This window comes from Pseudoselenomonas ruminantium (genome assembly GCF_900142515.1).
GTDB classification, from domain to species: Bacteria; Bacillota; Negativicutes; order Selenomonadales; family Selenomonadaceae; genus Selenomonas_A; species Selenomonas_A ruminantium_D.
In genome coordinates, this window is record NZ_FRBC01000009.1 from 85312 (window position 1) to 98295 (window position 12984).

General features: G+C 53.3%; 15 protein-coding genes. 13 read left to right on the forward strand and 2 right to left on the reverse strand.

Features of this window, described 5'->3' with window-relative positions; genetic code table 11:
• Positions 1 to 12: 12 nt before the first annotated feature.
• The 7 genes from BUB68_RS06310 (at position 13) to BUB68_RS06340 (ending at position 5819) form a co-directional block, all read left to right on the forward strand.
• Positions 13 to 978: a coiled-coil domain-containing protein gene (locus BUB68_RS06310; RefSeq protein WP_073089189.1), complete on the forward strand. Its 966-nt coding sequence runs from the start codon at positions 13 to 15 to the stop codon at positions 976 to 978.
• A gap of 210 nt (positions 979 to 1188) precedes the next feature.
• A complete protein-coding gene (locus tag BUB68_RS06315) occupies positions 1189 to 1614 on the forward strand; it encodes a SoxR reducing system RseC family protein (RefSeq protein WP_073089191.1) in 426 nt (141 codons plus the stop codon).
• Positions 1615 to 1655: 41 nt separating this feature from the next.
• Positions 1656 to 3035, forward strand: coding sequence for an electron transport complex subunit RsxC (gene rsxC / locus BUB68_RS06320; protein ID WP_073089193.1), 1380 nt, complete (start codon positions 1656 to 1658; stop codon positions 3033 to 3035).
• The gene (locus BUB68_RS06325; protein ID WP_073089195.1) at positions 3032 to 4042 is read left to right on the forward strand and encodes an RnfABCDGE type electron transport complex subunit D; all 1011 of its coding nucleotides are present in this window, start codon (positions 3032 to 3034) and stop codon (positions 4040 to 4042) included. The genes rsxC and BUB68_RS06325 overlap by 4 nt, the downstream gene beginning before the upstream one ends.
• Positions 4042 to 4602, forward strand: a complete 561-nt coding sequence (locus BUB68_RS06330) for an RnfABCDGE type electron transport complex subunit G (RefSeq protein WP_073089198.1) — start codon at positions 4042 to 4044, stop codon at positions 4600 to 4602. The genes BUB68_RS06325 and BUB68_RS06330 overlap by 1 nt, the downstream gene beginning before the upstream one ends.
• Complete coding sequence (rsxE, locus tag BUB68_RS06335; RefSeq protein WP_014423535.1) at positions 4602 to 5240, forward strand: electron transport complex subunit RsxE; 639 nt, start codon at positions 4602 to 4604, stop codon at positions 5238 to 5240. Before BUB68_RS06330 ends, rsxE begins: the two co-directional genes overlap by 1 nt.
• Positions 5241 to 5243: 3 nt before the next feature.
• Positions 5244 to 5819, forward strand: coding sequence for an electron transport complex protein RnfA (locus tag BUB68_RS06340; RefSeq protein WP_073089200.1), 576 nt, complete (start codon positions 5244 to 5246; stop codon positions 5817 to 5819).
• A gap of 188 nt (positions 5820 to 6007) precedes the next feature.
• Here BUB68_RS06340 and BUB68_RS15215 read toward each other — a convergent pair whose 3' ends face one another.
• The gene (locus tag BUB68_RS15215) at positions 6008 to 6196 is read right to left on the reverse strand and encodes a hypothetical protein (protein WP_178139476.1); all 189 of its coding nucleotides are present in this window, start codon (positions 6194 to 6196) and stop codon (positions 6008 to 6010) included.
• Positions 6197 to 6537: 341 nt separating this feature from the next.
• On the opposite strand from BUB68_RS15215, the gene rnfB reads away from it, so the two are divergent.
• The 5 genes from rnfB (at position 6538) to alsE (ending at position 10305) form a co-directional block, all read left to right on the forward strand.
• Positions 6538 to 7368, forward strand: a complete 831-nt coding sequence (rnfB, locus tag BUB68_RS06345; RefSeq protein WP_073089203.1) for an RnfABCDGE type electron transport complex subunit B — start codon at positions 6538 to 6540, stop codon at positions 7366 to 7368.
• Positions 7369 to 7648: 280 nt separating this feature from the next.
• Positions 7649 to 8113, forward strand: a complete 465-nt coding sequence (locus BUB68_RS06350) for a fructose PTS transporter subunit IIA (RefSeq protein WP_073089205.1) — start codon at positions 7649 to 7651, stop codon at positions 8111 to 8113.
• Between the two features lie 30 nt (positions 8114 to 8143).
• Entirely contained in the window at positions 8144 to 8455 is a 312-nt protein-coding gene (locus BUB68_RS06355; protein WP_073089207.1) for a PTS fructose transporter subunit IIB, read from the forward strand.
• Between the two features lie 40 nt (positions 8456 to 8495).
• Positions 8496 to 9602, forward strand: a complete 1107-nt coding sequence (locus BUB68_RS06360; protein ID WP_073089210.1) for a PTS fructose transporter subunit IIC — start codon at positions 8496 to 8498, stop codon at positions 9600 to 9602.
• 10 nt (positions 9603 to 9612) lie between these two features.
• Positions 9613 to 10305 carry a D-allulose 6-phosphate 3-epimerase gene (alsE, locus tag BUB68_RS06365; RefSeq protein WP_073089212.1) on the forward strand — a complete coding sequence of 231 codons (693 nt, stop codon included), beginning with the start codon at positions 9613 to 9615 and terminating at the stop codon, positions 10303 to 10305.
• A 40-nt stretch (positions 10306 to 10345) separates the two neighbouring features.
• Here alsE and BUB68_RS06370 read toward each other — a convergent pair whose 3' ends face one another.
• Entirely contained in the window at positions 10346 to 12247 is a 1902-nt protein-coding gene (locus BUB68_RS06370) for a BglG family transcription antiterminator (RefSeq protein WP_073089214.1), read from the reverse strand.
• Between the two features lie 240 nt (positions 12248 to 12487).
• On the opposite strand from BUB68_RS06370, the gene BUB68_RS06375 reads away from it, so the two are divergent.
• Positions 12488 to 12984, forward strand: a 497-nt coding sequence (locus tag BUB68_RS06375) for an IS607 family transposase (RefSeq protein WP_073089217.1), incomplete at its 3' end; no start/stop codon positions are given.

The window sequence follows — 12984 nt, forward strand, 5'->3', positions numbered from 1 at the left end:
GAGGGAGAAGAAATGGCAATGATTGCCCGTGTGGCAGAGGATAAGCGGAATCTATTGCAGACGGAAACCGTCTGGCAGAGGATGCAGAAGGATAACTCTTTGAAAAAAGAAAAGGAAGACACCGTCATCGGCAAGGCGGCGGAGGTTTATATCAGCAAAGAAGGGCGCAAGCTCAGTGAGGATGCACTTGACCCTTTGAAAAGCCTGTCACAGACGGATTTCATGACAGATGCGGAAAAGCAGCTGTCCAAATTATGGCAGGAGGATAAAGACAAGGCCGAGTATAAGAAGCAGGCAGCGGAGATTGAAGAACGTCTGGCCAAAGATTCCGGACTGACGGATAAAGAGCGGGCGGATTTACAGGCGCAGGCAGATGAACTCCGGGAAAAAGGCAAGACTTTGGATGATAAGCTTTATGAGCTTTATGATAAAAAACATGGCATCGAAAAAGAGATTGAAGAAAACGGCGGTAAATACACAGGGGGAGATATCACTGGCCTGCAAAGGCAGATTGAACGGCTTAATCTGGAGATTCATAATGCTGGTGTGGACATAACGCGTAAGGGGGCGCTGGAAGATTACCTGACCCAGCAGGCATTGAAGGAACGGGCAGATCTATCTGTCGCTGCCAATAAGGCAAAGATCCGCAATGGAGAATTGGAGTTGCGGGATAGTGAAGCTTCGGTGACGAACCGCACTGCCGAACAGATACAGGCGCAGGCCGATGAAAATGGCAAACGCCAGCCGGCAGCGGCAGATGTGGTGCAGGAAGCTGTGGAAGAGGGCAAGGTCCGGGCGGAGAAAGCTGAAGATGAAACTGAAAAACTTGCTGACCGTGGCCGGGATGATGCTCTGAAAATGCAAAGCCATATGGCACAGGTGGCGGATAGCGCGGCCAATGCCGAAATAGATGAGGATATCATCAATCATATGAAGGAGTTCAAGAAGATATCTATAGATGATGCGTTGGAACGCTGAGCATCTTCAGCAAAATTGGATCAGGTCAAAAATGAATAGGTGTTGTAAAGCAGCTCTTTGCAGATTGGTATGATGAATAAACTGTAAAGAGCTGTTTTTGTATGATAGTTAATTGTCTTTAATAGTAAAAAAATAAAAAAAATAAAAAACAGGATTTTGACTTTATGAAATCGAATAGTATATATTGTGTCCCTTGTGGAGGTGATGGAGATGAAGCAGGAACAAGGTATTGTGTTGGAAACAGAGGGAAGCACGGCCAAGGTCCGAGTGGGACGTCATGAGGAATGCGGCTCCTGCGGGGCCTGCGGCGGTGCCCAGCGGGTGGTGGTGGAAGCTGCCAATCCCGTGGAAGCCAAGGTCGGGGACAAGGTGCTCTTCGAATTCCGGGAGGAGAATGTACTGACCGGAGCCTTCGTGGTTTTTATCCTGCCGCTGATTTTCGGCGCAGTAGGGGCGGTAATCGGCCACTTTACAGCACCGCTTTTGGATGAGAGCGGCAGCCTTCCCTATGTGTTGGGAGCGCTGATCTTCTTCTTGATTGCCTTGGTCATAGTGAAGCGATTTGACCGAAAGGCGGCGAAAAATCAGGCATTAAAACCGGTGATTGTCGAGATTTTGGACAAGCATCAGTCTTGATACATATGATGTTTTTTAGGAGAGCTATAAGAGGTGATTGTATGTTCGGAAGTTTTCTGGGCGGTATTCATCCCAAGGACGGCAAGGAACTGGCTAAGGACAAGCCGATTGAGGATATGCCCGTACCTGCGGAGCTCGTGGTTCCGTTGGGGCAGCATATCGGTGCCCCCTGTGCGCCCACGGTCAAGGTGGGCGACGAGGTCAAGCGGGGCCAGCTGATTGGCACAAGTCCTGCCTTTATGCACGCCGATATCCATGCGCCGGTTTCTGGCAAGGTGGTAAAGATTGAGCCAAGGCCGCATTCGGGCATGGGCAGCTGCCTGAGCGTGGTCATTGCCAGTGACGGCAATGATGAATGGGCAGAGGGTCTGCCTTTGGAGCGCAATTGGCAGGCTATGGAGAATGAGGAGATTCTCGCAGCTATCCAATCTGCCGGCATTGTCGGTATGGGCGGCGCGACTTTCCCGGCCCATATCAAGCTGAAGCCGGCTAAGCCCGTGGATATCCTGATTTTGAACGGTGCGGAATGCGAACCCTATCTGACGGCTGACTATCGGCTGATGCTGGAGGAAGGCGAGAAAATCATCACGGGCACGCAGATCCTGCAAAAACTTTTGGGGGTCAAGCGCACGGTCGTCGGCATTGAGGACAATAAACCAGAAGCCATCAAGGCCATGCAGGCGGTGGCCAAGGGCACGGGTATCGAAGTGGCAGCCCTCAAGACCAAGTACCCACAGGGCGCAGAGAAAATGCTCATCAAGGTCATTTCCGGCCGGGAAGTGCCCATGGGCGGTTTGCCCATGGATGTGGGCGCTGTGGTGCAGAATGTGGGCACTGTGGCGGCGATTGCCGATGCCGTGGAACACGGTTTGCCGCTGACCGAACGCATTACCACCGTGACCGGTGATGCCATTGCCGAGCCGAAGAATCTGCGTATCCGCATCGGTACGCCTTATCAGGCGGCTATCGACTACTGTGGCGGCTTCAAGGAACAGCCTAAGAAGCTCATTGCCGGTGGCCCGATGATGGGCATGGCTCAGGCTACGGCGGCAGTGCCCGTGATGAAAGGTTCTTCCGGCATATTGGCGCTGACGGCCAAGCAGGTTGACCATGGCCCCGAGATGAACTGCATCCGCTGCGGCAAATGCGTCAAGGCCTGTCCGATGGGACTGGTGCCCAGCATGTTGTCGATTTTGTCGGAGCGTCAGGCTTATGATGCCTGCCGGGATGATTATGGCCTGATGAATTGCGTAGAATGCGGCTGCTGCACCTTCGTATGCCCGGCCAAGCGCAATATCGTGCAATATATCAAGAATGCCAAGGGTGTGATCCGGGCAGAACAGATGAAAGCCAAAGCGGCAGCTGAGGCGAAGAAGAAAGCTCAGGAAGCTGCGGAAGCGAAAAAGGAGGCGGTCAAATGAGTGAGGAAGCAATGAAGAAGGAACCGGAACTCTTTACGGTATCCGTATCGCCTCATATCCGTGACGATGAAACCATCAGCCATATCATGTGGCAGGTCAATGCGGCACTTTTGCCGGCCGCAATCTTTGCCATCTGGTGGTTCGGTATCCCTGCACTTATCAATATGCTTGTCGGTGTGGTCTTTGCCGTTTTAGGGGAATATATCTGGCAGAAAGGCATGCATCAGCCCATTACGGCCTTTGATGGCAGTGCCTGCATTACAGGCTTGCTTTTGGCTATGTCCATGTCACCGCTGCTGCCGCCGTATATGGTGGCCATCGGTTCTCTGCTGGCCATCATTGTGGCCAAGCAGTCCATGGGAGGCTTAGGCTTCAATATCTTCAATCCGGCCCATATCGGCCGGGCGGCGCTCATGGTTTCCTGGCCGGTGGCCATGACCACCTGGACGAAAATGACGGATGCTGCTGGCGGCGTGGATGCCATGACCAGCGCAACCCCGCTCAATATCCTCAAGATGCAGGGCTATGATGCTCTGGTGACCACTTTTGGCAGTCAGTCGGATTTGTACTGGAACTTATTCATCGGTACCCGCAATGGTTCGCTGGGTGAAACCAGCACCTTGCTGCTCTTGTTGGGCGGTCTGTATCTGATTTGGAAAGGCTATGTGAACTGGCAGGTGCCTGTGACCATGATTGCGACGGTTGCCGTGCTGACCTGGATTTTTGGCCCGGCAGGGCTGTTTACCGGTGATCCCATGTTCCATGTGATGGCGGGCGGCCTGATGCTCGGGGCCTTCTTCATGGCCACGGATATGGTGACCATTCCCATGACCATCAAGGGACAGCTGATTTTTGCGGTGGGGGCTGGTGCCTTAACGGTGTTGATTCGTCTGGTGGGGGGCTATCCTGAAGGAGTATGCTATTCTCTGCTGTTGATGAATGCGGTGACGCCGCTGATTGACCGGTTCTGCAAACCGCGGATCTTTGGGGCAGGAGGTGCGAAATAATGAGCAGCAATGAACATTCCACGTTCAAGATCGCCTTTAACTTAGCGGCGGCCTGCTTTATCTCCGGCATCGTCATCGGTTCCGTGTATTTTGTGACGGCTCCTGTGGCGGCGCAGAAAGCCGAGGAAATGAAGCAGGAGTCCATGAAGTCTCTGGTGCCGGAAGCGGAACATTTTACGGAAGTGGCAGGTCATGAGGGCTGGTTTGCGGCGGAAAAAGGCGGCAAGGCCATTGCGTATATCGTACCCGGCGAAAGCAAGGGCTATGGCGGCAAGATCAAGATGCTCGTAGCCGTGACCGCCGATGCCAGGGTGATTGACTTTTCCATCTTAGAGCATAACGAAACCCCGGGCCTCGGGGATAATGCCCAGAAGCCTGCGTTCCGGCAGATGTTTGCCGGCAAGGGCGCAGACAAGCTGGAAGTCACGAAAGATCCCAATAACAAGGAAAATATTCAGGCCATGACGGGCGCGACGATTTCCTCGCGCGCGGTGACCAAAGGCGTACGGGAGGCCGTAGAGGCTGTAGCCGCTTACAAGGCTGAGGGAGGTGCTAAGTGATGAAGGAACATTGGCAAATATTCAGCAAGGGCCTGATTGCCGAAAATCCGATTTTCATTCTGGCCTTGTCTTTGTGTCCCGCGCTGGCCGTAACCACGACGGTCATCAACGGCCTGACCATGGGGCTTACGGTGACTTTCGTCATCACCACCAATAATGTGGTGGTATCCATCGTGCGTAAATGGGTGAATCCCAAGGTGCGCGTGCCGGTGTATATCACATCCATTGCCACTATCGTAACGGTAGCGCAATTGGTGTTGCAGGCCTATTTCCCGGTGCTCTACAAGGCCATGGGCATCTATCTGGCGCTGGTGGTGGTGTTCGCCATCATCCTGGCCAGAGCTGAGGTTTTCGCTTCCAAGAATGGCGTATTCAAATCCTTCCTCGACGGTTTCGGCATGGGCTGCGGCTTTACGCTGGCCATGCTGACCATTGCCGTTATCCGCGAGCTGATTGGTGCAGGTACCATCTTAGGAGTGCCGGTCTTTGGCGAGGGATACAATCCCATGCTCATGATGATCCTGCCGCCGGGGGCCTTCATCCTGATTGGTTATCTCGTGGCAGCCTGCAAGACCTGGAATGCCAAGCAGGAAGAAAAGGCCCGTATTGCGGAATTAAAAGCAGGAAAGGAGGCCTGATTCATGGGAGAGTATTTAACATTATTTATCGGCGCTGTGGTGGTCAATAACTTCGTGCTGACGAAATTTTTGGGCCTCTGTATCTTCTTCGGTATCTCCAAGAACCTCAGTGCCTCGGTAGGTATGGGTATGGCGGTGACTTCCGTCATGACCCTGAGCTCCATTCTGGCGTGGATCGTGTATTTCTTCGTGCTGGAACCATTGGGGCTGACATTCCTGACCACTATCGTCTTTGTCGTGCTCACGGCAAGCTTCGTGCAGCTCCTGGAACTGGTCATCAAGAAGCAGGCACCGGCCCTCTACAATATGTGGGGCATTTACCTGCTGCTCATTGCCACCAACTGTATCGTGCTGGCTGTGCCTCTGCTGAACGTGGAGAACAATTACAGTCTCTTGAAGAGTATTGTCTTTGCTATCGGTTCCGGTTTAGGCTTTGCCGTGGCCATCATCCTCATGGCCTCCCTGCGGGAAAAACTGGTCTACGCCAATGTGCCCAAACCTTTACAGGGCATTGGCATTGCTTTTATCCTAGCAGGCATGTTGTCGTTAGCCTTCTTGGGCTTCGCAGGAATGTTGTAAAAGAAAGGGTCCGTGAAAATATTCCTACATATATAGATTACAGTTTGTCGATGCGAGCCGGAATGCAATTGCTTACAAAGCAGTGGGGCGGCGGTGGGAATACTTTTTCGCCGCTCCACTAAATGACCCGCCAGCATAAGTACGCAACTTCCAGTAACTTGGCGCCGGGCAGGCCGGCGGCGCGTCTGTCAACGAAGTTTCCAGCACATGCTGTTTGCGGGCCAGTCCTCACTTCGTTCGGACAGTCGTTCCGTCGGCGAAAAAGCATCCCCACCGCCACCCAAAGTTACGTATCTCAAAACCGCTATGCCCTTGCTGAAAGCTGCAAACACATCGATGTGCTTGTTACGGGAGAAACGGTTCGTGCCAATGCCCAAAATCGTGCCTTGGGGCGAACGGGGGAGTGCTTTTTCTGTGGGAGCGACTGTCTGAGCGATAGCGAAGACCGGCCCGACACAAGTAGCAGCTAAAGAGCACGCTGAAAGACGCGCCGCTGGCCTGCCCGGCGCATCCAGCTAAGTAACTCTGACCTTGCAGGGAGGGTCGTTTAGCGGAAACAGAAAAAGCACTCCCCCGTGAACCCCTGACGGCGTATGAACGGGTTGCCTTTGGCACGAACTTATCAACAAACTGTAATTTATAAACGCCCGCAATGAATGGATGGGCTTTAGGAGATATTTACATTTCCTTCAAGAGGTAACGGATGAGGTGGAGATAAATGGAAAAAGCAATACTGATTATCGTCGTGCTGGTCGGTGTCGGGCTGTTCTTCGGCATCGTGCTGGCATTGGCGGATAAGAAATTCTATATGGCGGTGAATCCGCTGATCAATGAAGTCGAAGAAATCCTGCCCAAAGGCCAGTGCGGTGCTTGCGGCTTTGCGGGCTGTGCCAAGTATGCCGAAGCCGTGGTGGAAGATCCCACGGTGGCACCGAATCTCTGTGTGCCGGGCAAGGCGGCTGTGGCGGCAAAAGTCGCCGAGCTTACAGGCAAGAAAGCCGAGGCCACGGAACCCAAGTACGCTGCGCTGAAATGCCGGGGCACGAAAACTGCTGCGGCTATGGCGGCTCATTACGAGGGGGTGCCGGACTGTGCGGCGGCCAAGCTGATTCAGGGCGGCCCCAAGGGCTGCAAATTCGGCTGTATCGGTTTTGGCAATTGCGTCAAAGCCTGCCCCTTCGGCGCCATGAGCATGGGCCCGGACGGGCTGCCCGTGGTGGACAAGGACATTTGCACCGGCTGTGGCAAATGCGTAAGCACCTGCCCGCAAGCAATCCTGACCCTCAAGGGCTTCAATGACCCGGTGGAAGTCCTCTGCAGCTCCCACGACAAAGGCCCGGCAGCCAAGAAACTCTGTGCCAATGCCTGCATCGGCTGTGGCCTGTGCATGCGGAACTGCAGCCAAGGAGCTATCAAGATTGATAACTTCGTGGCCGTAGTGGACAGCAGCAAATGTGCAAATTGTCCAGAAGCAACATGTCTGGCCAAATGCCCCACGGGAGCGATACGGTCGCTGCTTGTTGCTGATGCAGCCATGAAAACGGCATAAAATCGGGAGGTAAGACTGCGAAGCAGTAGAAGGGGGAGTTCCTGATTGCTGCTTCGCAGTTTCTGTTGTCAGGTGATTGAACAAAACAAGGCTGGCTCGTGGATGGAGCCAGCCTTGTTTTGTTTTCCGCATTTGTTGGCACTGGCAGGCGGCTGCCATAGCTGTCCATTGCAGTGGACAGGAAAATATGACCGTTGCAGTGGACAAACGAGTGGAAGCACGGGAAATCTGGTCTGTTATAATACAAAATGTAAGCGAAAGAGCGAAAGGGTGGTGCGTTATGGAAGAACAGGCAAGTGTTCTCGATGTGATTGACGCGGGGACGGTGCTGACGCATTTGCAGGCCCATGACAAGGCTGAGGTTTTGAGCATGATGGCAGATAGTCTGGAAGAAGCTGGTTACTTGCAGGATAAGGAAATTTATCTGCAGGATGTATATCAGCGGGAGTCCGAAGGAGTCACCGGGATTGGCGGCTACATCGCCATTCCCCACGGTAAGAGTGCCGGGGTACGCAAGATTGGCGTATCCATTGCGGTGCTGGATGAGGAAATCCCCTGGGAGTCTTTGGATGGACAAGGTGTAAAGGGAATCATCCTCTTTGCTGTAGGCAATGATGACCGGGGTGCCCGGTCTCATTTGAAATTGCTGTCGCTCTTTGCCCGGAAACTGGGCCGGGAGGAAGTAGTTCACGATCTGTTGGCGGCTGATAGTGCTGCTGATGTACGCAAAGCTTTTATGAATTGATGATACATGGGAAAAGAAAGGGGATTCATCATGAACATTGTTGGAATTTCTGCATGCACGGTGGGCATTGCTCATACTTACATTGCTCAGGAGAAGATTGAGGCGGCAGCGAAAAAGGCTGGGGATACGGTGAAAATCGAAACCCAGGGCACCATCGGGGTGGAAAATGCCCTGACCGCTGAGGAGATTGCCAGCGCTGATATCGTCCTGTTGGCAGTGGATGTGAAGGTTTCCGGAGAGGAACGATTTGCCGGGAAGAAAATCGTGCGGGTGCCGACGCAGATGGCCATCAAGTCACCGAATAAGCTGATAGCCAAGCTGCATGAACTGGCAGCTTCCTGATAATGAAATTAGATGATTTGGGGATAAGGGGGATTTTATCATGTCTATGAAAGAAGTTTGGCAGGCGGCAAATCCCAAGGGGCATTTGCTGACGGCAATTTCGTATCTGATTCCGATTGTCTGTGGTGCCGGTTTCATTATCGCCATTGGCATGGCCATGGGCGGGACTTACCAGGATTCATTGGTGGCCGGACAGTTTGATCTGTGGCAGGCTATGGCTACCATGGGCGGCAAGGCACTGGGCCTTCTGCCGGTGGTCATCGCTACAGGCATTGCTGGTTCTATTGCGGGCAAGCCGGGTATTGCTCCGGGCTTTGTGGCAGGTCTGTCAGCCAACGCCATCAGCGCTGGTTTCATCGGTGGTATCTTAGGCGGTTATCTGGCTGGTTATGCGGCTTTGGGCATCATCAAGAATGTGAAGGTGCCGGCTTGGGCAAGGGGGCTTATGCCTACGCTGATCGTTCCCTTCCTGGCATCGCTGTTCAGCGGTCTCGTGATGGTTTATATCATCGGCACGCCGGTCGGAGCCTTTACGGAGATGCTGACGAATTTCCTGCGCAGCATGGGAACTTCTTCCAATCTCATCATGGGTGCGGTTTTAGGGGCATTGTGCATTGTGGATTTTGGCGGCCCCATCAACAAGACCTGCTTTGCTTTCGTGCTGACGCTGCAGGCGCAGGGCATCAATGAGCCCATCACGGCCTTGCAGCTGGTCAATACGGCTACGCCTATCGGTTTTGGCCTGGCTTATTTCATCGCCAAACTGTTCCGGAAGAACATCTACAATAATGCTGAGATTGAGACTTTGAAATCCGCTGTGCCCATGGGTGTCGTGAATATCGTGGAAGGTGCCATTCCCATCGTCATGAACGATATCGTGCGGGGCATTACGGCAGCTGCTATCGGTGGTGCCTGCGGCGGTGCGGTGACCATGGTCTACGGTGCAGATGCTACGGTTCCTTTCGGCGGCTTCCTGATGCTGCCCACCATGTCTCATCCGATGGCTGGCTTTATGGCTCTGCTGGTCAACATTGTGGTAACGGGTACGGTTTATGCCCTGATTAAGGCAGAGGTACCGGTAGAGGCTCCGGTGGAAGATGAGGCCGAGGAAGAAGATCTGGCACTGGACGAAATCAAGATTGGCTGAGAGGTGTATCATGCAGGAACATATCAATATTTCTCCCTCGCTGATGACCATGGACCTGGATCAGTTTAAGGAGCAGATTACTTTTTTGAACGAACACGCAGATTCTTTTCACATTGACATTATGGACGGGCATTTCGTGCCCAATCTGAGCCTGTCGCCCTGGTTTATTGAGCAGACGCGGAAATTAAGCGACCTGCCCATGTCGGCCCACCTCATGGTGGAGGACCCGGCATTCTGGACTCAGCAGCTCATTGACATCCGGTGCGAGATCATCTGCCTGCCAGCAGAGCGCATCAATGGCATTGCCTATCGTCTCATTGACCAGATTCATGAGGCGGGGCTGCAGGCAGGCGTGGTGCTGAATCCGGAGACGCCCATCCGGCAGATCCTGCCCTATATCGATCTGCTGGACAAGGTCACGGTCATGACGGTGGACCCGGGCTTTGCCGGGCAGCGGTTCTTGTCCGGTATGCTGGACAAGATCCGGGAATTGCGGGAGCTGCGGGAAAAGAACGGCTACCATTACACCATCGAAATGGACGGTTCGACCAACAAGGAGCATTGGAAGGCCATCCATGATGCGGGGCCGGATGTATATATCATCGGCAGAAGCGGGCTCTTCAGCCTGACGGATGATATTGAAAGTTCCTGGCAGCAGATGACAGAAGAATTTGAGGAAGCCACGGGCGTGGTGTTCGCATAAAATAATCAGCCGCCCCCTTCAGGGGACGGCTGATTATTTTCTAGTTGAATAGGTATTGCCGCAGATTTTCCGGAGTGGGGTGGGCCGCGAGTTTGTCGGTGAGTTCTTCGTCTGCGAGTTTGTGCATGAGGTCATGAAGCTGGTGGATGGAGCTGGCGGCGGGAATCATGGGCAGCAGGATCATGATGACGATATGGACGGGATTGCCCTCCTGGTCCCAGGGAACCGGCTCCTGAATGATGGTGGCGGCGAGATAGGGCGCGGATATTTCGGGAATCTGGGCATGGGCCAGGGCGATGCCGGGGGCAATGCAGGTATCGCCAAGTTTTTCCCGCTGACAGAGGGCGGTGATAATGGCCGGGGCCTGTTGTTGTAGTTCCTGGGGCGCGTTTTGGATCAGGGATCTGAACAAGGCCTTTTTGTCTGGCACGTTTTCCAGGGTGAAAACAGGCTGGGGCATTTCTGTGCCAGGGGCCTTGTTTTTGTGGTTCTGGATGATTTGCCGCAGATTTTCCTTGTCCCGTTCGATAAAGAGGGTGTTGACCAATAAGGTGGGCAGCGGGAACTTTTCCTGCAGTTTCACTGTAGTCAGGATGAAATCGATGTTCTTTTCCGCCAGATAGGCCGGTGTGACGGTTTTCAGGGAAGCTGTGCCCACGATGTCCAATTCCGGAAAGAAGCGGCTGACCTTGGTGCGCAGGAGTTCTGACGTGCCAAGGCCCGTGGTGCAGATGATCAGGACCCGCAGGCGGCGAGGATTGCTTTCCATGTAGCGGGCAAAGTACAAGGTGATGAAGCCTGCCTCATCATCATTGATGGACGGCAGGGCAAAGGTCTGGGCAGCCTGGGTGGAGATGACCCGGATGGCATGGTAGATGTCGGCGTATTCCTGCTGGATATCGTCCAGAAGGGGATTGCTGACGATGAGGCCGTGGCGGAGCCGGTGCAGCATGGGGGCGATATGGCTGATGAGGTCCTGGCCTACCTGCTGGATGGTGGCATTTACCTCCAGCCTGCGGGCAAATTCCTGCACGTAAAATTCTGTGATCTGCCGGGCTTCATCCGGCAGGGGCAGGGCGGGGGTATCCGATTCGATGCGGGAGCCGGTCAGATAGCTGGCGATGTTGAGCGCTTCTGCATCCGGCAGCTGCTGGCAGAGATAGCCCTCGATATTAGCCTTGACCTTCCGGGCCAGTTCCCAATAGGGAGAATGTTCGGCAGCAGCCTGCGGCTGGGGCAAGGGCTGGTCGAAGTCCCGGCGGCTGGCCCGGCAGATCAGGATGTAGAGATGGGTCAGGAGATTGACGTTATAAGGTGCCGGAATGATGCTGTCGATTTCCTGTTCGATGAGTTCCAGCTGCCGCCGGGCAAATTGCAGATGCTGGGGCGATAGGTCGCTGCTGGCGGTAAGATTCTCAAAATCCAGCAGGTTCAGTTTGGTCAGCAGATGGATCAGTCCCTGCCGGATCTGATGCTCTGCTCCGGTTACGGCCAGACGGTTGTCCTTTTTCTGCAGGGTAAGGCCGTACTGAGCCAGCATCCGGCCAATCAGCTCCTCGTCCGCATAGATGGCGGAGGTGCTCAGGTAATAGGGAGCGAATAGATCCATCTCCCGCAGGGACAGGGGAGCATGGAACAGAAGTTTCTTGATGATGTGCAGGCGCCGCTCCACTGGAGAAAAATTGTAGTGAATGTCTGGGGCGGCCTCGGCCGTGTGCTGATGGTAGCGGCTTTCCAGATAGGCGGCATAATTCAGGCGGATGCCTTTGCCTTTTGCCGCTTCGATGAGTTCCTGACCGGCTTCCTGATTGATCTTGCCAATCAGCCGGTAGATGGTTTTTGTGGAGATATCCAACTCCCGGGCCAGGCTGGCTACGGTGATGAAGCCCGTCTGCTGGCGCAGCTTGTGGATGAGAAAATCCTCCCGTTTTCCCGTTTGCATACAGTCACCTCATTTTCGCGTTGCAATGAATCATTTTATTATAACACGGCTGCAGGGCGGCTGATACTGTGGTTTGTCCATTGCAGTGGACATTGGCGGGGATTTCTGCTCTTGGTAACCGGCTCACTTATCCGGACTGGGTATTTTGGTATAGTAAAATAGTATATTAAAAACATTAAATCAAAGTATATATTTTGTATAATACATGGTATAATATAACCAAGGAAGGAGGATTGTACCATGTTAGCAAAAGATGTGCTGCGTATTCTCGGAATAACACGGCCAACACTTACCAAATATGTAAAGACGGGCATCATACGAGTCAACGTCCTGCCAAACAAACGGTACGATTATAATGAAGAAGATGTATACGGCTTCCTGAATAAGGACATGAAGCGTAAGACGTTTATATACGCCCGTGTGTCAACAGCTAAGCAGAAACCAGACCTTGAAAATCAGATTTCTCTTTTGAAACAGTTCTGCTTTTCCAATGGCTACACCATATCCGGCATATACTCTGACATAGCCAGCGGAATCAGTTTTGAAAAACGCAAGGACTTCTTTGCTTTGCTGGATGAAGTGTTGGAAGGCCATGTGGAGCGGGTGGTCGTTACCTATAAGGACAGACTGTCCCGTGTTGGTTTTGAACTATTTTACCACCTGTTCCAGAAATACAACTGTGAAATCATTGTGATGAGCGAAGTTGGTTCTGCCAAACTGGATACGCAGGAAGTTTT